The sequence below is a fragment of the Paractinoplanes tereljensis genome, assembly GCF_016862435.1.
GTDB lineage: Bacteria > Actinomycetota > Actinomycetes > Mycobacteriales > Micromonosporaceae > Actinoplanes > Actinoplanes tereljensis.
The window spans coordinates 218,048-237,573 of sequence record NZ_BOMY01000022.1; the positions used below are offsets into that span (position 1 = coordinate 218,048).

The window sequence follows — 19,526 nt, forward strand, 5'->3', positions numbered from 1 at the left end:
CCGTACTCCTGCCGGTCGTACTTTTATTGGCTCTCATGGGTGGCGGCGTAGCCGCGCAGTTGCACCGCGCGTTGCCGGCCGCCAGCCTGACCACCGACGTGGCCGCGTCCCTCAAGATCCCCGGCAAGCTGCCGTCGATCCCCTGGCCGGCCAAGGGATCGGCCGAGTTGTTGATCGAGGGAATGGGCCGGATCGGCGGCTCCGGCGACAACGATCCGGAGCCGATCGGCAGCGTCGCCAAGGTGATGACCGCCTATCTGATCCTCAAGAACCACCCGCTCAGCGGCGACGACGAGGGCCCGACCCTCACCGTGACCAGCGCGGACGTGGCCGACTACAACGCCCGCATCCCGCTCGGCCAGTCGCTGGTGCCGATCACGGTGGGTGAGAAACTGACCGAGCGTGACGCCCTCGAGGCGCTGATGCTGCCGTCGGCCAACAATATCGCGCACATGCTCGGCGTCTGGGATGCCGGCTCGCAGGACGCGTTCCTGCAGAAGATGAACGACGCCGCCGCCGAGCTCGGGATGACCGGAACCCACTACACCGACCCGTCCGGCTATCTGCCGACCACCATCAGCACCGCCGCTGACCAGGTCACCCTGGCCCGGGCCGCGCTCAAGGACGAGGTCTTCGCCGAGATCGTGGAGATGCCGTCGGCCACCATCCCGGTCGCCGGCAAGATCAAGAACTACAACGATCTGCTGGGTGAACTGGGCGTCTTCGGCATCAAGACCGGCTCGACCGGGGAGGCCGGCGGCAACCTGGTCTTCGCCGCGCGGCTCACCGTCGGTGACCAGAAGCTGATCGTCGTCGGCGCGGTCTTCAACCAGCCCGGCGCGCACACCCCGGAGCAGCTCGCGAACGTCAATACCGTGGTCCGCAAGCTGCTCAAATCGGTGCGGACGTTCGTCAAGGAGTACACCCTGCTGGCCGACAAAGCGGTCGGACAGGTGAAAACCGCCTGGGGTTCCACGGTGACGGTCAGCCCGGCGATCCCACTCAAGGTGATCGGCTGGCCGGGCCTGACGGTCAACGTCAAGACCACCACGTCGGCGCCGGCCTCCGGGGTCACTCAGGGCCAGGTGGTGGGCGCGGTCGAGGCCTCGGGCGTACGGGTGGACCTGTCCACCGACGCAGCGACCGCCGAACCCACGTTCTGGTGGAAGGTCAAGCGGAAGCCGTAGGGCCTGTATCGAGGTAGGGACCGGGCTGCGGCGTGGCCCAGCCGCCGTCTGGCCGCACGGCGCGAACACCCAGATACAACACCGGTATCCGGGCGCCCGCGCCGCGCACCCAGACGACACCTGGACCTCGCCTCGCTTCGGCCCCTACCTCGATACAGGCCCTAGCGGAGGTGGGCGGCGAACCAGGTGGCCGTCTCCTCGGCCACCACGGCGAGCGCGCCGGGCTCCTCGAACAGGTGCGTCGCGTCCGGGACGATGTGCAGCTCGGCGCGCGCCGTCATGGTTTCCCGGGCCTGCTCGTTCAGGTCGAGGACGGCCACGTCCTTCGCGCCCACCACGAACAGGGTCGGCGCCTGGACCTGCACGATCACGGGCCCGGCCAGGTCGGGGCGGCCACCCCGGGCGACGATCGCGTGCACCCGGTCGGGGCGGGCCGCGGCGGCGACCAGGGCGGCCGCCGCGCCGGTGCTGGCCCCGAACAGTCCAACCGGCAGCATCCGGGTCTCCGGCCGCTCGGCCAGCCAGTCGACCAGGCCGATCAGCCGGTCGGCCTGCATCCCGACGTCGAACCACAGGTGATGACTGCGGTCCTCGCTGACCTCCTCGTCGTGCGAGAGCAGGTCGACAAGCAGCGTGCCGAGGCCGCGCCGGGCCAGCTCGTCGGCGACGTACTGGTTGCGCGGGCTGAACCGGGAGCTGCCACTGCCGTGCGCGAACACCACCACGCCGTGCGCCCCGCGAGGCAGGTGGAGGTCGCCCTCCAGCTCCGTGCCCGCGATCGACGCCATCACCATGCCGACGACATACCCCTTCTTAGGCGTGCCATACCTCTCTAGTCCGGCAATAATCCGCGTAACGCCCGTTCGGCGGTGGGGAATTCGACGGCTCGGCCGCTGAACAGCTCGCCGTACAGGACCGACTCCATGATCCGGACGTAGAGGAAGGCCAGCGGGAAGAGATCGTCACTGCTGCGGCCCGCGCCCGCCTCGACGAAGATGTCACGCTGAGCCAGGATCGCCCGGCGGTGCACCTCCCCCGACGGGGTGAACAGGACCCGGGCGGCGGTCTGCGGTTCGGCGCCGACGAACCGGCGCATCGACCGGGCCGCGCGCAGCCGCTCCGCGAAGCGCCGGGACACCTCGATAACGCCGTCCGGCCCGCGCTGCCGGCGGGCCGCCCGGGACCGGGCCAGCAGCCGGTCGCCGAGAAGCCAGAGGGCGTTGCCGAGCAGCGCGTCCCGGCTGCCCGCGACCCGGTAGAGGGTGGCCCGGCTGACCGCCAGCTGGGTGGCCAGCATCTCCATGTCGACCGACCCCTGCAACCGGAACTGGCGAACCGCGCCGCGCACCACCTCGCCGTGGCCGATCACCCGATGAGATTCCTTCACGCTCGCCTTTTGGGTTTCTTTCACGCTCGCCTCGCAGAGCTCGCCCGGAATCGAGATAACACCGCCCGGGCCGATCCGGTTCAACCGCCCCGGCGCTCCTGCGACCGCCGTCTCACGGTCGCCCCGATATTCGACCGGCCCGCGGCCACGGCCCGTACCAGCGGCCACCAGAAACCATCGTGGGGAGACACCATGCGAAGAAACCTCCGAACCATCGCCGGCGCCACCGCCGGCCTGGCCCTGGCGGCCGCCGCGGTCACCCTCATCCCGAACGCCGACGCGGCGACCGCGGCGTTCCGCCGCGGACCGGACCCGTCGGCGGCGAGCATCCGAGCGACCAACGGGCCGTTCACCATCAGCCGTACGACGGTCGCCCGGCAGAGTGGTTTCGGCGGCGGCGACATCTTCGCCCCGACCGACACGAGCCAGGGCACCTTCGGCGCGGTGGCGATCGCCCCCGGCTTCACCGCCACCCGCAGCAGCATGGCCTGGCTGGCCCCGAGGATCGCGTCCCAGGGCTTCGTGGTCTTCAACATCGACACCCTGACCACGTCGGACCAGCCCGCCCAGCGCGGCCGGGAGTTGCTGGCCGCCCTGGACTTCCTGACCGCCACCAGCACCGTGAAGTCCAAGATCGACAAGAACCGGCTGGCGGTGGTCGGCCACTCGATGGGCGGCGGCGGCACCCTGGAGGCGGCCAAGTCCCGGCCGTCCCTGAAGGCGGCCGTCCCGCTGACCCCCTGGGACCTGACCAAGAACTTCGCCGGCGTCACCGTACCCACCATGATCATCGGAGCCCAGGCCGACACCATCGCCCCGGTCCGGCAGCACTCGGAGCGCTTCTTCGCCAGCCTGCCGTCCAACGTCGACACCGGCTACCTGGAACTGGCCGGCGCGTCCCACTTCGCCCCGAACATCCCGAACACCACCATCGCCTCCACCAGCGTGGCGTGGCTGAAACGCTTCGTAGACGCGGACACCCGCTACGAGCAGTTCCTCTGCCCCGGCCCGGCAACCAGCGCCACGGTAAGCCAGTACGAGACAAACTGCCCGCACCGCGGCTGACCACAAGCGTGGGTGGTCCCGCAGGCGGGCGGGACCACCCACCCGGCCGCCGGAATCAGCGCCGGGAGTAAGGGTCGCGGCCGGGGCTGCGCACCGCGGCCGCCGCGGCCTCGGAGATCTCGGCCGCGACGCCGGACAGCAGGTAGACCCGGGTGGTCGCGTTGCCCTGCGGAGTCAGGAGGCCGGCCCGGGTCAGCGCCTGGATGTCGCGGATGGCCTGATCACGGCTGAGCCCCTCGTCCTGCTGGTAGGTGCTTCGCCGGACCTCACCGAGGGCGGCGGCGTAGAGGGCCGCAAGGACGCGTTCGGGCAGGCCACGTTGGGCGGCGAGCGCGCCCAGATCGGTCCACAGCCGCGCAGTCCACTCGCAGAGTCGTTCTACCCGCCGGGCCTGGCGGTGGTGTGAGGCCAGGACGTACCGCAGCCAGGGGCGAGCGTCCCGGTCGGGAGTCCCCTGGGCGGCGCTCAGCGCCGCGAAGTACCGGACCGTGTTGATCTGTTCGCCCAGCCACTCCTCGATCGAGGAGAACTCGGGAGCCAGTTCGCCGGACCGGGCCAGCACCAGGGTGTGGACCGCGCGGGCGGTGCGGCCGTTGCCGTCACGCCACGGGAGGATGCTGACCAGGTTCAGGTGGGCCATCGCGGCCCGCGCGTATACCGGGGCGTCCAGATCGCCCGCACGCAGCCATTCGACCAGCTCACCCACGAGGCCGGGGACCAGGTCGGCGTCCGGGCCGGTGTAGGCGCGCGAGATGTGGATGCCGCCCTGGCGGTAGCGGCCCGGCCATTTCGCCGGGCGACACTTGGTGATCATGAAGTGCAACGAGGAGAGGAGGGTCTCCGAATATTCGAAGAAACCCAGCTTCGGGGTCTGCCGCACGTACGTCATCGCGTCGCGGTAGCCGGCGACGGCCTGCCTCGTCTGCTCGCTCGTGCTCGCGGACATGGGTGCGTGCTCGACGAGGGCCCGGGCGTCGGCGTCGCTGATCGTGAGGTGGTCGATCGCGTTCGATCCCTGGATTGCCGCGGCGAACAGGCTGCGGCGCAGCTGTGCCTCCCAGCGTGGTTTGGCGTTCAGCCGCGCGCCGAGACCCGACTGCATGGCTTCCAGTTCGCCGAGGACCCGCACGTCTTCCGCATCCAGCGGAGGCATCGCGAAAAGCACGCGACAATACTAGGCGTGGGTACAGGGTCAGGGTTGGCTGACCCCCGGGTCGCCGTCTTCGATGTGGCCGGTCAGGTGGCGTATGTACGTGGGGTTCTGGTCGCTGGTTACCGTTATGTCGTACCAGTTGTGGCGCTGCGGTAGGTGGCGGACCTGGCTCTGGCCGGGGTTCAGGCGGATCACCGCGTGTTCGCCGTTGTAGGCGTCGGTGAGGATCACCCTTGTCGCCTTTGGTGACGGGTTGGCCAGGGTCAGGCGGTCCTGGCGCACCGAGACCTCTACGCCGGCGGCGCGGAAGCGGCGGAAGAAACCGTTCGGGCCGTGTACGCCCAGGTCGGCGTTGTCCGGCCAGGTGCCGGTCAGGTGGGTTCGGGCCGCGGCCGTGTACGTTCGCGGGTCGCCGCCCGCCTCCGTCACGTAGAAGACCGCGCCGGCCCGGCCCCGGCTGGTGAAGGTGACCCGCATCTGACCGGCCGCGAAACGGGCGTCGGCGGCCAGGTCGTAGTGCAGCGGCCGGGCCGGGCGTAACCCGGGCTCGGGTGTCGGCAGCTTCGGGTCGGCCGGCGGAGACGGCACGTAGTCCGGGTGGCGGTCGCGGTCTGCCGGCGCGTACGCCGAAGTGTCTGGCAGTTTCGGCGCAGCCGGGCGGGTTTTGCGGAAGTCGAAGGCGGCCGTCAGGTCGCCGCAGACCGCGCGCCGCCACGGCGAGATGTTGGATTCGTGCACGCCGAAGCGCTTCTCCAGGAACCGGACGATCGAGGTGTGGTCGAAGACCTCGGAGCAGACGTAACCGCCGGTGCTCCACGGCGAAACCACAAGCATCGGGACTCGCTGACCCAGGCCGTACGGGCCGGCGACGTGCCCGTTCGAGGCGGGCAGGAACTCGTCGCGCAGGTCCACGGTGGAGTTGCCGGCGGTGGGGTAGGCGGGCACGGCGTGGTCGTAGAAGCCGTCGTTCTCGTCGTAGGTGATCAGCAGGGCCGTTCGCGCCCAGACCTTCGGGTCGGCGGTGAGCGCGTCGAGCACCTGGGCGATGTACCAGGCGCCGTAGTTGGCCGGCCAGTTCGGGTGCTCGGTGTACGCCTCGGGGGCCACGATCCAGGACACCTGCGGCAGCTTCCCGGTCAGCACATCGTTGCGCAGCGGGGCGAACATGTCCTCGCCGGCCTTGATGTTCGTACCGGTGCGGGCCTTTTGATAGAGCGGTGAGCCGGGCGATGCGTTGCGGTAGGCGTCGAAGTACAGCAGCGAGTTGTCGCCGTAGTTGCCGATGTACGGGTCGGAGGTCCACCCCCAGTAACCGGCGGCGTCGAGCCCGTCCCCCACGTCCTGGTAGATCTTCCAGCTGACGCCGGCCGTCTCCAGCCGCTCCGGATACGTGGTCCAGTTGTAGCCGAGTTCGGCGTTGGTGACGACCGGCCCGCCGCCGGTGCCGTCGTTGCCGGTGTAACCGCTCCACATGTAGTAGCGGTTCGGGTCGGTCGGACCCATCAGGCTGCAGTGGTACGCGTCGCAGATGGTGAAGCTGTCGGCCAGCGCGTAGTGGAACGGGATGTCGTCGCGGGTCAGGTACGCCATCGTGGTCGCGGTCTTGGCCGGCAGCCACCGGTCGTACCGCCCGCCGTTGAAGGCTTCGTGCCCGTCGTTCCAGCCGTGCGGGAGATCCTGCAGGAACTGCAGGCCCAGGTCGTCGGCGTCGGGCCGGAACGGCAGCACCCCGTCCTGGTTCCACACCGACCGCCCGTCCGGCAGCGTCACCGGCGTACGGTCGCCGAAGCCGCGCACCCCGCGCAACGCGCCGAAGTAGTGGTCGAACGACCGGTTCTCCTGCATGAGGACCACGACGTGCTCGATGTCCGCGATCGTGCCGGTGCGCCGGTCGGCCGGGATGGCGGCGGCCCGGGCGATGCTCGGCGACAGGGTGGCCATGGCGGTCGCGCCACCGGCCAGCGCCAGGAATCCACGGCGATTGATGCGTTCCATGCCGGCCAGTCTCGACCGGCTGCCCCTAACTGCGGGCTGCGCCCAGGCGAATTCTGGTCCAGCGATGAGCGACACTATCCCGAATGGATGACGGTTACTGGCTGCCGACCCCGCTCGGCGTCGAGGAGCGGCTGCGGCAGACCGCGGACGGGTGGGACGAGCTGCACCTCTATCAGCTCTACCTGCCGGAGGTGCCGGCCGAGGTGCGCGGTTTCCGGCATCTGCGCACGGCGTACCTCTACAACTGTGACCTGCCGGCGCTGCCGGCCTGGCTCGCCGAACTGCCCGAGCTGAGCCTGCTCGACGTGTCCCGCAACCGGCTGACCGAGGTGCCGTTCGCCCTGCTGGCCCGGACCGGTCTGGAACTCCGGATCAGCGGCAACCCACTCGACCTCGGCCGGGCGTTCCGCACCCTGGTCGAGAACTACAACGAGGCGCGGTTCGAGCAGGTGGCGGCGGCCTGCTCGGCCGAGGTGACCATGCACCTTCCGGGCGTGCGCCCGGCCCACGGCACCGGCCCGGACGGCGTCGCCCGGATGCTCGGGGACGCCTACCCGCGCTTCGGCCGGCTCGAGGTAGTCGAGGCCGGAGCGGAACGGGCGGTGGTCAAACCGGCGCGGGCCGCGCCGATCCCACTGCGATTGACCTGGCGGTACGGCCGCCTGCGCACGGTGATCGGCGGCCTCAGCTGAGGCGGTTGCGGTCGATCTCCGGCTGATGGCGTACGGCCCAGTCGGCCAGGGCCGACAGCGGTTCCAGCAGGCTCTCCCCCAGCGGGGTCAGGCGGTATTCGACGCTGGGCGGGACGGTCGGATGGACGGTCCGGGAGATCAGACCGTCGCTCTCCAAGGACCGGAGGGTACGGGTGAGCATGCGCTGGCTGATCCCGGCAATCGAGCGATGCAGGTCGTTGTAGCGGTACGGCCGCTGCCCGAGCAGCGTCAACACCAGAACCGACCACTTGTCCCCGACCCGGCGCAGCAGGTCAGTCACCGGACAAGCCGCATGCTCAGCAACCGGAATCGGAGTGGGCAGCCGAGTGGCGAGCATCGAGGGCACACCAGTGTTCGTACCGGACATGAATCTGCCTTCTTTCGGCCGCTCGCGGCCGTCGCGAGGATCGTCTTGTGAGCGTAATTCTGATCAGCGGTGGAACGAACGGGATGGGGCTGGCGCTGGCCCGGTCTCGGGCGGCCCGCGGCGATGAGGTCATCGTGCTGGGCCGGGATCCGCGGCTTCTCGGCGGGACGGGGCACTTCCTGCGGGTGGATCTCAGCGATGTCGCGGACACGCTGCGGGTCATTGAGGTCGTTCGGGAGCGGTGGCCGGTGGTGGACGCGGTCGCGCTCTTCGCCAACGGGCAGGGGCCGCGGCGGGTGGAGACCCGGCAGGGGCTGGAGCGGACGTTCGCGCTCTACTACCTGAGCCGCTATCTGCTCGGGCGGGCCTTTCGCGATCGGGCCGCGGTGATCGTCAACGTGGCGGGGGTCGGGATCACCAAGGGCACGATCGCCTGGGACGACCTTCAACTGACCCACGGGTACGGGATGGTCCGCGCCCAACTGCAGGCGGGGCGGCTCAATGACCTGCTCGGGGTGGTGCAGTCCGGCGCGAAGGCGCGCTACGTGCTGTACCACCCGGGCTTCACCCGCAGCGGTGAACTTTCCCCCTTGCCGGCGCCGCTGCGGGTCGCCATCAAGGTTGCCGCCGCGCTGAAAGCCCGGCCCGTCGAGGAGTCCATCCGGCCTGTTCACGGCTGGCTCGACCACCCGCCGGCGGCGCCTCTGACGGCCGTGGATCGGGGCCGTGAGCTGCCGCTGAGCCTGTCCACGCTGGATGCCGGCCAGGCGCGGCGGCTCGAGTTATCCACAGAGCAGATTTTGCTTCGTGCCGGTGCTGTTCGGTCCGACTAAGTTTCGTCGTGGCGACCGAGCCTGGACCGAAGGGACCTGTGGGTGGGAAAGAACAGCCGGGAGCGGCTCAAAGCCAAGCGGAAGGCCGGTGATCCACTGGGGATCTTCAGGGTGCCGGGCCTTCCGGACCAGCGCCAGGTCGCCGAGCGGCTGATCGACGAAGCACTCGGTGCTCGGCACCACCGGCAGGTGGATGCCTTCGAGGACCGACTCGACCTGCTCGCGGAAGGCACCGGTGGCCCGGCGGGAGTGCAGGTGGTGAACCGGGCGCTGTTCGGGCGCCTGCTCCAGGAGGTCGCCAATGCGTGGCGGCGGGGCTGGGAGCCGGCCGAGATCGTCCGGGCGGTTCGCCGGGACGGCTCGGCGGGGCACGGCCGGCTTGTCACCGACGTCATCGCGGCCCGGCTGCGGGAGTTTCCGGCCGCTTCCGTCCCGCCGCGCTGGCAGGTGCAGCTGGCCGCGCTCGACGCGGTCGTGTGGTGGGAGCACGACGACCTGTTCCCGTCGCTCTGGGGTGCGCGGCACAGTGTCGACCGGACCACGACGGTCCAGACGATGATCGACGTGTTGCTGGTGCTGCTGACGATGATGCCGGTCGAGCCGGCCGGGCCGCTGCCCGGCGACCCGCAGCCCGTCGTGGCCGACGCCGGCCGGCTCGACCAGCGCATGCTCGACCGGGTGCGGGCTCTGCTGGCGAAGGCCGAGTCGACCGACTTCCCGGAGGAGGCGGAGGCCTACACCGCCAAGGCGCAGGAGTTGATGACCCGGCATCGCATCGACCACGCGCTGCTGGCCGCCCGGTCGGGTGCGCGTGATCGGCCGGCCACCCGGCGCGTCGCGGTCGACAATCCGTACGAGATGCCGAAATCGCTGCTGCTGCAGGTGGTCGCCGAGGCCAACAGCTGCCGGGCGGTGTGGATGAAACGGATCGGCCTGGTCAGCGTCATCGGTTTCGCGCCCGATCTGGACGCCACCGAGCTGCTGTTCACGTCCCTGCTGGTGCAGGCGACCAGGGCGATGACCGGGTCCGGTTCGCGCACCGACGCATACGGCCGCAGCACCACCCGGTCCTTCCGGCAGTCGTTCCTGACCTCCTACGCCCACCGCATCGGCGAACGGCTAACCACCGCGTCGGACGAGGTCACCGAGGCGGCCGCCGCCGCGGAGACGGGCCGGGAGCTGCTGCCGGTGCTCGCGGCCCGCACCGAGGCGGTCCGCGAGGCCGTCGCCGAGCAGTTCCCGGAGATGACGACCGTCCCGGCCGCCGCCAGCAACCACGAGGGCTGGGCGGCGGGCCGGGCCGCCGCCGACCGCGCGGTCCTGAACGGACGGGACGAACTCAGCAACCGGTGACACCGGTCCCACCGTCGCGCACGATCGGATGACGGGCTTCTCCTGGTGAGTTGATCGCTCGCTACTCTGCGAGCAGAGACTTGGAGGGGCTTTGGCACGTTTGGTTCTGACCGATGAGGAAGCAGCCATCTGCGAGGCCGTCGGCGTGCGAACGTTCGTCGAGGCCAGAGCATCGCTCGCCCGAGGCGAGGTGACCGACGCGCGGTGGGACGGGCCACGGCGGCGGGCGTCCGGACTGGTGCACGGGCCGGTCTCCGGCCGGGTGCGGGCCTCGGTGGTCATCGGGCCGGACGGCACCGTGAAGAGCATCGACGGCACCTGTGCCTGCATGTTCGCGCCCGCCTGTGATCACCCGGTGGCGGTGGTGCTGGCCGCCGGCATGAGTGCTCCGGAGCAAATCGCCGCCCGTTCCTGGGAGTCGGCCCTGACCTCGCTCGTCGGGGACACCGCTTCCGCGGGACGCGCGAGCAGCGCCGAGGTGGGCCTGCAGTTCGAGCTCGAGACCGATCCGCGACGGCTGGCTCTGCGGCCGGTCGTGCCGGGACAGACCGGCTGGGTTCGCGGTGGCATCCACTGGCAGTCGCTGGACTACGTGGTACACAGCCAGTCGCCGCACACCCAGCAGCACGTGGCGCTGCTTCAAGAGTTGCGGTCGCAGGTGTACGGCTCCCCCCGCGGCATGTACCAGTACGGGTACAACAACCGGGTCATCTACCTGGACAAGTCGCCGAGCCGGCGGGTGTGGGACATCCTGCGCGAAGCTCAGGACGCGGGGCTCCCGCTGGTCTACGTGGGAAAGGGCGCGGCGCCGGTGGTGGTGCGGTCCGAGCCGGTCCGGTTCTCGGTACGCGCCGATCGCGATTCGGCCGACCTGCGGTTACGGCCGGTTCTCACCGACGGCGCCGCCACGCTCGACCCGGACCGGCTGATGCTGATCGGGGAACCGGCACACGGTGTCGCGTGGTGGGCGGACGGGCCGAAAGGAGCGCGGCGGTCGTTACGGCTGGCGCCCACCGCGCGGCCGATAACCGCGGAGGCGGCGTTGGCGCTGGCCGCTCCGGCGATCGTCGTTCCCGCCGAGGAGGAGCAGCGGTTCCTGCGTCAGTACTACCCGGGTCTGGCACGTGCGGCCGAGGTCGTGGCGATCGGTGACTCGGTGCAGCTGCCGGACCTCGACCGGGCGACGCTGACGATGACCGCGGACCGGCTTCCTGGGCACCGCATGTCGGTGACGTGGGACTGGGTGACGTCGATCGGGACAGACGAGCACCGGGAGCCGCTGAACAGCGGCCTCGACCTGACGGCCGTACGGGCCCGGACGCTTCGGGCGGCGACCGCCGCGGTCACCGGACCGGCGTACGGGTTGACGGAATCGACGCCGGACGGCCCTCGCCTGCTCAGCCGGGCCGTTGTTGCCGGCGATGCCATGCTTCGCCTGCTCCGTGAGGTCTTCCCGCGTCTGGCCGATGTTCCCGACGTCAAGCTCGAGCTTCGGCTCGACGACGACGGCCCGGACTACGTCGAGGAGACCGAAGCGCCAATCATCTCGTTCGCCGGCGCGGACGGCGATGCGGGAGACGGCCAGCCCGACTGGTTCGACCTCGCGGTCCGGGTGACGGTCGGCGGGGAACAGGTCAACTTCCAGGATCTCTTCATCGCGCTGGCCGCCGAACAGGAGTTCCTGATCCTGCCGAGCGGGCGGTACTTCACACTCGACCGGCCGGAGTTCCGGCAGTTGTCCGACCTGATCGCCGAGGCTCGTGCCCTGCACGACGCCCCGGCCGGCGTCATGCGGGTCGGCCGCTTCCAAGCCGGCGTGTGGGCGGAACTGGCCGAGTTGGGGGAAGTCTCCGGTCAGGCGGCGAGCTGGCAGGAGTCGGTGCGGGCGTTGTACGAGGCCGGTACCGGACCGGCGTGCCCGGTACCGGCGAGCTTGAATGCCACCCTCCGCGACTACCAGAACGACGGTTTCCAGTGGCTCGCCGCGCTCTACCGGCATCGCCTCGGCGGTGTGCTGGCCGATGACATGGGACTGGGCAAGACAGTGCAGACGCTCGCGCTGGTAGGCCACGCGGTGGACGAAGGCCGGACGGACGCGCCGTTCCTGGTGGTCGCGCCGGCGAGCGTGGTCGGGAACTGGGCCGCCGAGGCTGCCCGATTCATCCCGGACCTGGAGGTACGCACGATCCAGCAGACCGATGCCCGCCGCGCCGACACTCTGGCGGATGCGGTTGCGGGCGCTCAGCTGGTGGTCACCTCGTACACGCTGTTTCGTCTGGAGTACGACGCGTACGCGGCTCTGCCCTGGGCGGGGTTGATCTTGGATGAGGCGCAGTTCGTCAAGAACGCGGCGTCGCAGGCCCATCTTTGCGCGAAGCGGTTGCCGGTCGATTTCAAGCTGGCCGTCACCGGCACACCGCTGGAGAACCACCTGGGTGAGCTGTGGGCGCTGCTGTCCATCACCGCGCCCGGGCTGCTGTCCCGGCTCGATCGTTTCACCGATTACTACCGCCGGCCGATCGAGCAGGGCCACGATCAGGAACGGCTGGCCCAGCTGCGGCGCCGCATCCGGCCTCTCATGTTGCGACGGCGGAAGTCGGAGGTCGCCGGGGAACTCCCGGCCAAGCAGGAGCAGGTCATCGAGCTGGACCTCAACCCGCGGCATCGCCGGATCTATCAGACCTACCTGCAGCGGGAACGGCAAAAAGTACTCGGCCTCCTGGGTGACCTGCAGGGGAACCGCTTCGAGATCTTCCGATCGCTGACCCTGCTGCGCCAGGCCAGCCTGGACGTGAGCCTGGTCGATCCGCAACGCCAGGCCGTCCCGTCGACCAAACTGGACGCGCTTGCCGAACGGGTCGCCGACATCGTGGCCGAAGGACACCGGATTCTGGTGTTCAGCCAGTTCACCCGTTTCCTAGGGTCCGCCCGGCAGAGGCTGGAGAACGCCGGGATCGCCTGCTCCTACCTGGACGGCAAGACGACCCGCCGGGCCAAGGTGATCGCTGACTTCAAGGCCGGGACCACACCGGTGTTCCTGATCAGCTTGAAGTCCGGTGGCTTCGGCCTCAACCTGACCGAGGCCGATTACTGCATCATGCTGGACCCGTGGTGGAATCCCGCGACCGAGGCACAGGCCACCGACCGGGTCCATCGAATCGGCCAGACGCGCAAGGTCATGGTCTACCGACTCGTCGCCAGGAACACCATCGAGGAGAAGGTGATGGCGTTGCAGGCGAAGAAGGCCGAGCTGTTCAGCAGCGTTCTCGACGGTGGAGAGTTCGCCTCCGCGGCGCTGACCGCGGAGGACATCCGAAGCCTCCTCGACTAGCGGTCGGCCAGTTCGTAGCTGCGCCGGACCGGGGTGATGTAGACCGACGCTAGGCAGCCGATGTGGAGAAAGGGTGGGCACGCGACGCGAGTTCTGTGGAGGACGTCAGCTGTCGAAGCCGACCCCGAAGTGGTCGAGCAGCCGCAGCCACGCGCCGCGCCGGCCGCCGTTCTCGTCGGCCCGGATCATCTGGTGCCGGGTGAGCGCCACCACCGGCCAGCGCAGCGGCTCCGGCGGGAACGGCACCCCGCGCCGGCGCACCATGGCCAGCTCGGTCAGCTCGGACGGCTCGCCGCGCAGCAGGTCGAGCGCCACCCGCGCACCGAACCGGGAGGACGCCACGCCCAGGCCGGTGTAGCCGACCGCGTACGCCACCCGGCCGCCGTGCGCGGTGCCGAAGATCGGCGTGAACCGGCTTGTCGAGTCGATCACCCCGCCCCACCGGTGGGTGAAGCGCAGCCCGTCGAGCTGCGGGAACGTCGCGAAGAACTGCCGGGCCAGCAGCTCATGGGTGGCCCGGCGCTGCTCGTACTCGGGGCGGACCTGGCCGCCGAAGTGGTAGATCGCGTCGTAGCCGCCCCACAGGATCCGCCCGTCCGCGGTCGGCCGGTAGTAGTGGAACTGGTTGCCGTTGTCGGTGAGCCCCTGCCGTTCGGCCCAGCCGATCGACGCCCACTGCGCGTCCGACAGCGGCTCGGTGACCAGCACGTGGTCGTAGACCGGCAGCACCCACGGGCGGATCCGGCGCAGCGGGGACGGGAACGCGTTCGTGGCGACCAGCACCTTCCCGGCGCGTACCGGACCGCTCGGCGTACGCAACTGCAGGCCGCCGCCGGAGCGCCGGAGCCCGGCCACCGGGGATCGGTCGAACCGCCGCACGCCGAGCGTGTCGGCCAGCCGGGCCAGGCCGAAGACCAGCGCGGCCGGGTCGACCAGTCCGCCCGACTCGTGGATGCGCAGCCCACCCAGGTAGGTGGGCGAATGCACGCCGGCCCGGGCCTGCTCGGCGTCCAGCAGGGTGACCCGGTCGCCGAGCTCCCGGTGCGCGCCGGCCAGCCCGGCCAGTTCGCCGAGGTGGTGCGGGGCCAGCGCGAACGTGGTCTTGCCGACCAGCCGCAGGTCGGCCTCGATGCCGTGGTCGGCGACCGTCTTGGCGATCTCGGCGAGGTTGCGCCGGCCGAGCTCGACCAGCCGGGGGAAGTCGGCGGGCCAGCGGGCCCGGCCGTGGCCCAGGCCGTGGGTGAGCGATTCGCTGAGGAACCCGCCGTTGCGGCCGGACGCGCCGTAGCCGACGTGCCGCGCCTCCAGGAGCAGCACGTCCGCGTCCGGATCGTCCAGCTTCGCCTGCACGGCCGCCCACAGTCCGGTGAAGCCACCGCCGGCGATCACCAGGTCGGCGCTGGCTCCGGCGGGCACCGGCGGCCGGGGTTCGGGGGCGTCGGGCCGGTCGGTCCAGAAGACCGCGGGCTGGGCGTCCGCGAGCGAACGGGCGATCACGCCGGTCCTTCGATCAGGATGCAGTCGTTCGTCCGGCCAGGGGGCCTCTCGAGCAGCGAGAGTATGGTCAGATTGCGTTCGGACATGAGCGCTCCATCCGGGCTCGGATCTGAATCTGAATTCAAACAGGCAGGACGATGACGACTCCCCGTAAGCGCCGCGCCGACCGCCAGCAGGACCTGATCGAGGCGGCCCGCCGCGCGATGGTGCTGCACGGCACCGACGGCGTACACCTCAAGCAGGTCGCGGCCGAGGCCGGCCTGACCTCCGGCGCGGTGCTCTACCACTACTCCGACCTGCAGGACCTGCTGCTCGACGCGCACCACGCCGGGATGGAGCGGTTCTACGAGCACCGGGTCAAGCAGATCGCCGAGGTCGACGACCCGGTCGAGAAACTGGTGGTGACCGTCCGCTCCGGGCTGCCGTCCGGTTCGGACGACACCGACGTGCGCCTGCTGTGCGAGCTGGGTGGCGCGGCCGGCCGCAACCGGGTCTACGCCGCCCTGCTCACCACGCTCTTCGACCGTCAGGTGTCGATGTACCAGACGATCCTGGAGTCCGGGGTGCTGCAGGGCGTGTTCACCCTGGCCGACCACCCGGTCACCATCGGCCGCAACCTGGTGGCCCTCGAAGACGCCTACGGCTACCGGATCGTGGCCCGGCATCCGAGCATCGGCGTCGCCGAGGCGGAGGAGCTGATTCTGAGCTACGCACGCGGGATGACCGGCAATCCATTGCAGGTCAAGCGGCGGCGGACGCGGCGCTGACGGCCGGCGGGATCAGAACCGCCTCGGCCTCCCCCCAACCAAGATCAACGGCCTGATCCGGTACGAAGCCCGGCGCGCCCGGCCGCTGCACCTGGACCGGCTTCTCCCGGCCGGGCACCCGCACCGCGAACCGCGACGTGCCGCCGTAGAAGCTGACGTCCAGCACCGTCCCGCGCAGCACGGCGTCGTCGAGGCCGGTGCCGATCCGGATCTGCTCCGGCCGCACCGCCAGCACCGCGGCATCCCCGGTGGCGACGATGTCGGGGACGCTCGGCGTACCGGGCAACAGGCTGCCGGCCAGCAGGCCACCCTTCACCGCCGTACCGTCGAAGAAGTTGTTCCCGCCGATGAAATCGGCGACGAAGTGCGTGCGGGGCGCGCCGTAGAGGGCGACCGGGGTGTCGATCTGCTCGACCCGGCCGTGGTTGAGCACCGCGATCCGGTCGGCCATCGACATCGCCTCCTCCTGGTCGTGGGTGACCACCGCGAAGGTGATGCCCACCTCGTGCTGCAGCTGCTTGAGCCAGAGCTGCATCTCGGCCCGCACCTTGCGGTCCAGCGCGGACAGCGGCTCGTCGAGCAGCAGCAGCCGGGGCCGTTTCACGATCGCCCGGGCCAGCGCGACCCGCTGGCGTTGCCCGCCGGAGAGCTGGTGCGGGCGGCGTTTCGCGGCGCCGGCCAGGCCGACCCGGTCGAGCACCTCGCCGACCCGCTCGCGGATCTCGGCCCGGCCGGCCTTCTCCCGCTCCAGGCCGTACGCGACGTTCTTCTCGATGCTCAGGTGCGGGAAGAGCGCGTACGACTGGAACATCAGGTTGACCGGCCGGCGGTGGGCCGGGATCGCGGTCAGGTCGTCGCCGCCCAGGGTGACCGTGCCGGCGTCCGGCGATTCGAACCCGGCCAGGATCCGCAGCAGCGTGGTCTTGCCGCAGCCGCTCGGGCCGAGCAGCGCGAAGAACTCGCCCTCCCGGATGTCGAGCGAGACCCCGTCGAGGGCGGTCACGTCGCCGAAACTGCGGCGTACGTCGGTGATCGTCAGCAGGGAGGTCATCGGCGCTCCGTCAACCTGGTCAGTCGCTGCACGGCCAGGATCGCGGTGAAGGTGACCGCGAGCAAGACCGTGGCGAGGGCGTTGATCTCCGGGGTGACCCCGAAGCGAACCATCGAGTAGATGACGATCGGCAGGGTCGGCGACTGCGGACCGGCGGTGAAGAAGGCGATCACGAACTCGTCGACCGAGAGGGTGAAGGCCAGCAGCGCGCCGGCCACGATGCCGGGCGCCAGGGTGGGCAGGGTGATCCGCAGGAACGTGGTCAGCCCGTTCGCACCGAGGTCCCGGGAGGCCTCCTCCAGCGCCGGATCGGAGACCGTCAGGCGGGTACGGACCACGGCGGCGACCGCGGCGGTGCCGAACACGGCGTGCGCGAGCAGCACCGAGTACAGCCCGAGGGTGAGCTGGATCAGCGAGTAGAACGCGAGCAGCCCGATCGCCATCACGATGTCCGGCAGGATCACCGGCAGGGTGGCGATCGCGTCCAGGACCTTGGACCGGGTGTGCCGGGCCAGGCCGACCGCGAGCAGGGTGCCCAGCACGGTGGCGATCGCGGTCGAGCCGGCCGCCACGATCAGGGTGTTCACCAGGCCGGTGCGGATCTCCTGGTCGCCGGCCAGCTCGCCGTACCAGTTCAGGCCGAAGCCACCCCACGAGTACGGCGAGTCGCCGGCGTTGAACGACATCGCGACGACGACCAGGATCGGAACCCAGAGGAAGACGTACGTGAACCAGAACGGGATCCTCTTAAGCACGGTCCGCCCCCTGCAGCCGGCGGCCGCTCCACGCCTGGATCAGCAGCAGCACCGCCAGCATCGCCACCACGGCCAGGGCCAGGGTGGCGCCGAACGGCCAGTCCCGGGCCTTGAGGAACTGATCGCGCACCAGGTTGCCGACCATCGCGGTGCGGCCGCCGCCGAGCAACTCGGGCACCACGAAGTTGCCCAGGCTGGGCACGAAGACGAAGACGCAGCCGGTCAGCATGGCCGGCAGGGTCAGCGGCAGGGTGACGGTGAGGAACGCGCGGGCCGGCCGGGCGCCCAGGTTCGCCGCCGCCTCCAGCAGTTCGTGGTCCTGTTTCTCCAGGGAGGCGTACAGCGGCAGCACCATCAGCGGCAGGTAGCTGTAGAGCAGCCCGGCGATGATGGCCGGTTTGGTGTACAGCAGTTGCAGCGGCTCATCGACCAGTCCCCAGCCGGTCAGCGCGTCGTTGACCAGGCCGGCCGGGCTGAGCAGGACGATCCAGGCGTACGTCCGGATCAGGAAGTTGGTCCAGAACGGAAGGACCAGCGCGACCAGCGCGATCGTCTTGGCGCGGGCCGGGAGACGCGCGATGACGTACGCCGTGGGATAGCCGATCAGCAGCGCGAGCAGGGTGGTCACCCCGGCGATCCACGCCGAGGTGACCAGCACGTCCAGGTAGAGCGGGTCCACGGCCCGGCGGAAGTTCTCCGTGGTCGGCTCGTAGACCAGGCCGCCGAAGCGACCCCGCTGGAAGATCGTGTAGCTCAGCACCAGCGCCAGCGGCACCACCATCAGCGCGGTCAGGTAGCCGAGCCCCGGGCCCAGCAGGGTGATTCGCTCCAGCTTCGCCTTCATCGTCAGCTGGCCGTCACTTCGGTGACGATCCGGCTGTACTGGGTGGCACCCTCGGCCAGGTCGACGAGCGTCTCACCCTTGAGCAGCTCGGCCGGGGTGGTGCCCAGGTTCGGGTACTTCTTGATCAGGGCCGGGTCGATGGCCTCCATGGCGGCCTTGTTCGGCACCTTGTAGAGGATGTTCTGCACCGCCCAGGAGTGGATCGCCGGGTCCAGGATGTAGTTGATCAGGGCGTGCGCGGCCTCCTTGTTCTTGGAGGTCTTGAGGATCACCATGGTGTCCACCCAGAGGTCGCTGCCCTCCTTCGGCACCGTGAACTTGATCTTCGCGTTGTCGGTGATGCCGTAGTTGCACCAGCCGTCCCACGCCTCGACCAGCGCCGCCTCCCCCGACACCAGCCGGGAGTAGAACGTGGTGTCGTCGTACGCCAGCAGCGACTTCTTCGTCGTGACCAGCTGCTCCTTCACCTTCGCCATCTCGGCGGCGTCGGTGGTGTTGGCCGAGTAGCCGAGCGACTTCTGGGCCGGCAGCATCAGCCACCGGTCGGTGCCCAGCATCGTGGTCTTCTTGGCCAGCGCCGGCTTCGGGTTGAGCAGGTCGTTCCAGCTGTCCGGCTCGTACCCGGTCAGGTCGCTGCGGTAGCAGAGCCCGGTGGTGCCCCAGGTGTACGGCACCGAGAACTTGTTGCCCGGGTCGTACGCCAGCGTGGTGGCCTCCGGGTAGAGGTTCTTCAGGTTCGGGATCAGGTCGGCGTGGATCGGCTCGACCAGCCCCTGCTCGGCCAGGGCCTGCGCGAACGGCCCGGAGACGAACGCGACGTCGATGCCGCTGTCCCCACCGGCCGTCAGCTTGGCCATGATCTCTTCGTTGGTGGCGTGCTTGGTCACGGTGACCTTGGTGCCGACCTTCTTCTCGAAGGTGGCCGGCAGGTCGGCCGGCATGTAGGCGTCCCAGTTCGAGACGGTCAGAGTCTGCTTGGTGAGGTCGGCGCTCGGGTTCAGGGTGTCGGGAGCGGCTTGCTCGGTGGCGTTCTCGCCACCGCCGCACGCTGCCGCCGTCATGAGAAGCACGGTGGCGGCGGCCCCGGTGAGGGCACGACGAATCGAAGGAATGCGTGACACGTGGTTCTCCTCCAGGTGGGAGTTCCGGCCTGGCGGCTGAGTGTTGCAGCGCAACTCAACTAACGCAAGACTTCGAAACATGCCCATGACCTGGTAATTTCAAATTT

The 19,526-nt window shown here is 70.0% G+C and carries 17 protein-coding genes; 7 read left to right on the forward strand and 10 right to left on the reverse strand.

The window, feature by feature from the left end:
* The first annotated feature begins 35 nt into the window (after positions 1–35).
* Positions 36–1,187: a D-alanyl-D-alanine carboxypeptidase family protein gene (locus tag Ate02nite_RS16220; RefSeq protein ID WP_239147447.1), complete on the forward strand. Its 1,152-nt coding sequence runs from the start codon at positions 36–38 to the stop codon at positions 1,185–1,187.
* Between the two features lie 161 nt (positions 1,188–1,348).
* On the opposite strand, the gene Ate02nite_RS16225 is transcribed toward Ate02nite_RS16220, so the two are convergent.
* Both Ate02nite_RS16225 and Ate02nite_RS16230 read right to left on the reverse strand, forming a co-directional pair.
* Positions 1,349–1,981: a dienelactone hydrolase family protein gene (locus Ate02nite_RS16225; protein WP_203806205.1), complete on the reverse strand. Its 633-nt coding sequence runs from the start codon at positions 1,979–1,981 to the stop codon at positions 1,349–1,351.
* Between the two features lie 38 nt (positions 1,982–2,019).
* Positions 2,020–2,574, reverse strand: a complete 555-nt coding sequence (locus tag Ate02nite_RS16230; RefSeq protein WP_203806207.1) for a QsdR family transcriptional regulator — start codon at positions 2,572–2,574, stop codon at positions 2,020–2,022.
* Between the two features lie 192 nt (positions 2,575–2,766).
* On the opposite strand from Ate02nite_RS16230, the gene Ate02nite_RS16235 reads away from it, so the two are divergent.
* A complete protein-coding gene (locus tag Ate02nite_RS16235) occupies positions 2,767–3,639 on the forward strand; it encodes an alpha/beta hydrolase family protein (protein WP_203806209.1) in 873 nt (290 codons plus the stop codon).
* 55 nt (positions 3,640–3,694) lie between these two features.
* Here the strand turns inward: Ate02nite_RS16235 and Ate02nite_RS16240 are convergent, their stop codons facing one another.
* Together Ate02nite_RS16240 and Ate02nite_RS16245 are read right to left on the reverse strand one after the other, a co-directional pair.
* Positions 3,695–4,804: a Fic family protein gene (locus tag Ate02nite_RS16240; protein WP_203806211.1), complete on the reverse strand. Its 1,110-nt coding sequence runs from the start codon at positions 4,802–4,804 to the stop codon at positions 3,695–3,697.
* Positions 4,805–4,831: 27 nt separating this feature from the next.
* Positions 4,832–6,787 carry a phosphocholine-specific phospholipase C gene (locus tag Ate02nite_RS16245; RefSeq protein ID WP_203806213.1) on the reverse strand — a complete coding sequence of 652 codons (1,956 nt, stop codon included), beginning with the start codon at positions 6,785–6,787 and terminating at the stop codon, positions 4,832–4,834.
* An 83-nt stretch (positions 6,788–6,870) separates the two neighbouring features.
* On the opposite strand from Ate02nite_RS16245, the gene Ate02nite_RS16250 reads away from it, so the two are divergent.
* Positions 6,871–7,479, forward strand: a complete 609-nt coding sequence (locus tag Ate02nite_RS16250) for a leucine-rich repeat domain-containing protein (protein ID WP_203806215.1) — start codon at positions 6,871–6,873, stop codon at positions 7,477–7,479.
* Here the strand turns inward: Ate02nite_RS16250 and Ate02nite_RS16255 are convergent.
* Positions 7,472–7,780 (reverse strand): winged helix-turn-helix transcriptional regulator, encoded by a 309-nt coding sequence (locus tag Ate02nite_RS16255; RefSeq protein WP_438871214.1) that lies wholly within the window; start codon positions 7,778–7,780, stop codon positions 7,472–7,474. The two genes, Ate02nite_RS16250 and Ate02nite_RS16255, sit on opposite strands and share 8 nt — an antisense overlap.
* A gap of 170 nt (positions 7,781–7,950) precedes the next feature.
* On the opposite strand from Ate02nite_RS16255, the gene Ate02nite_RS16260 reads away from it, so the two are divergent.
* The 3 genes from Ate02nite_RS16260 (at position 7,951) to Ate02nite_RS16270 (ending at position 13,384) form a co-directional block, all read left to right on the forward strand.
* Positions 7,951–8,700, forward strand: coding sequence for a Rossmann-fold NAD(P)-binding domain-containing protein (locus Ate02nite_RS16260; protein WP_203806219.1), 750 nt, complete (start codon positions 7,951–7,953; stop codon positions 8,698–8,700).
* Between the two features lie 111 nt (positions 8,701–8,811).
* Positions 8,812–10,053, forward strand: coding sequence for a DUF2786 domain-containing protein (locus Ate02nite_RS16265; protein ID WP_239147448.1), 1,242 nt, complete (start codon positions 8,812–8,814; stop codon positions 10,051–10,053).
* Positions 10,054–10,144: 91 nt separating this feature from the next.
* Positions 10,145–13,384: a DEAD/DEAH box helicase gene (locus Ate02nite_RS16270; protein WP_203806222.1), complete on the forward strand. Its 3,240-nt coding sequence runs from the start codon at positions 10,145–10,147 to the stop codon at positions 13,382–13,384.
* Between the two features lie 105 nt (positions 13,385–13,489).
* On the opposite strand, the gene Ate02nite_RS16275 is transcribed toward Ate02nite_RS16270, so the two are convergent.
* Complete coding sequence (locus Ate02nite_RS16275; RefSeq protein ID WP_203806225.1) at positions 13,490–14,881, reverse strand: NAD(P)/FAD-dependent oxidoreductase; 1,392 nt, start codon at positions 14,879–14,881, stop codon at positions 13,490–13,492.
* A gap of 137 nt (positions 14,882–15,018) precedes the next feature.
* Between Ate02nite_RS16275 and Ate02nite_RS16280 the strand changes: the two genes are divergently transcribed.
* Positions 15,019–15,648: a TetR/AcrR family transcriptional regulator gene (locus tag Ate02nite_RS16280; RefSeq protein WP_203806227.1), complete on the forward strand. Its 630-nt coding sequence runs from the start codon at positions 15,019–15,021 to the stop codon at positions 15,646–15,648.
* Here the strand turns inward: Ate02nite_RS16280 and Ate02nite_RS16285 are convergent.
* The 4 genes from Ate02nite_RS16285 to Ate02nite_RS16300 are packed head-to-tail and all read right to left on the reverse strand — an operon-like array spanning position 15,623 to position 19,419.
* Positions 15,623–16,699 carry an ABC transporter ATP-binding protein gene (locus Ate02nite_RS16285; RefSeq protein ID WP_203806229.1) on the reverse strand — a complete coding sequence of 359 codons (1,077 nt, stop codon included), beginning with the start codon at positions 16,697–16,699 and terminating at the stop codon, positions 15,623–15,625. The genes Ate02nite_RS16280 and Ate02nite_RS16285 overlap by 26 nt on opposite strands.
* Positions 16,696–17,454, reverse strand: coding sequence for an ABC transporter permease (locus tag Ate02nite_RS16290; RefSeq protein ID WP_203806231.1), 759 nt, complete (start codon positions 17,452–17,454; stop codon positions 16,696–16,698). The genes Ate02nite_RS16285 and Ate02nite_RS16290 overlap by 4 nt, the downstream gene beginning before the upstream one ends.
* Complete coding sequence (locus Ate02nite_RS16295; protein WP_203806233.1) at positions 17,447–18,298, reverse strand: ABC transporter permease; 852 nt, start codon at positions 18,296–18,298, stop codon at positions 17,447–17,449. Before Ate02nite_RS16295 ends, Ate02nite_RS16290 begins: the two co-directional genes overlap by 8 nt.
* A 2-nt stretch (positions 18,299–18,300) precedes the next feature.
* Positions 18,301–19,419 (reverse strand): polyamine ABC transporter substrate-binding protein, encoded by a 1,119-nt coding sequence (locus tag Ate02nite_RS16300; protein WP_203806236.1) that lies wholly within the window; start codon positions 19,417–19,419, stop codon positions 18,301–18,303.
* Positions 19,420–19,526 lie beyond the last annotated feature (107 nt).

What these genes read in the sequence shown, in the direction of transcription:
- Ate02nite_RS16220 (WP_239147447.1), top strand. Translation starts at nt 36, where the DNA reads ATGGGTGGCGGCGTAGCCGCGCAGTTGCACCGCGCGTTGCCGGCCGCC.
- Ate02nite_RS16225 (WP_203806205.1), bottom strand. Translation starts at nt 1,981, where the DNA reads ATGGTGATGGCGTCGATCGCGGGCACGGAGCTGGAGGGCGACCTCCAC.
- Ate02nite_RS16235 (WP_203806209.1), top strand. Translation starts at nt 2,767, where the DNA reads ATGCGAAGAAACCTCCGAACCATCGCCGGCGCCACCGCCGGCCTGGCC.
- Ate02nite_RS16245 (WP_203806213.1), bottom strand. Translation starts at nt 6,787, where the DNA reads ATGGAACGCATCAATCGCCGTGGATTCCTGGCGCTGGCCGGTGGCGCG.
- Ate02nite_RS16250 (WP_203806215.1), top strand. Translation starts at nt 6,871, where the DNA reads ATGGATGACGGTTACTGGCTGCCGACCCCGCTCGGCGTCGAGGAGCGG.
- Ate02nite_RS16260 (WP_203806219.1), top strand. Translation starts at nt 7,951, where the DNA reads ATGGGGCTGGCGCTGGCCCGGTCTCGGGCGGCCCGCGGCGATGAGGTC.
- Ate02nite_RS16280 (WP_203806227.1), top strand. Translation starts at nt 15,019, where the DNA reads ATGACGACTCCCCGTAAGCGCCGCGCCGACCGCCAGCAGGACCTGATC.
- Ate02nite_RS16285 (WP_203806229.1), bottom strand. Translation starts at nt 16,699, where the DNA reads ATGACCTCCCTGCTGACGATCACCGACGTACGCCGCAGTTTCGGCGAC.
- Ate02nite_RS16295 (WP_203806233.1), bottom strand. Translation starts at nt 18,298, where the DNA reads ATGAAGGCGAAGCTGGAGCGAATCACCCTGCTGGGCCCGGGGCTCGGC.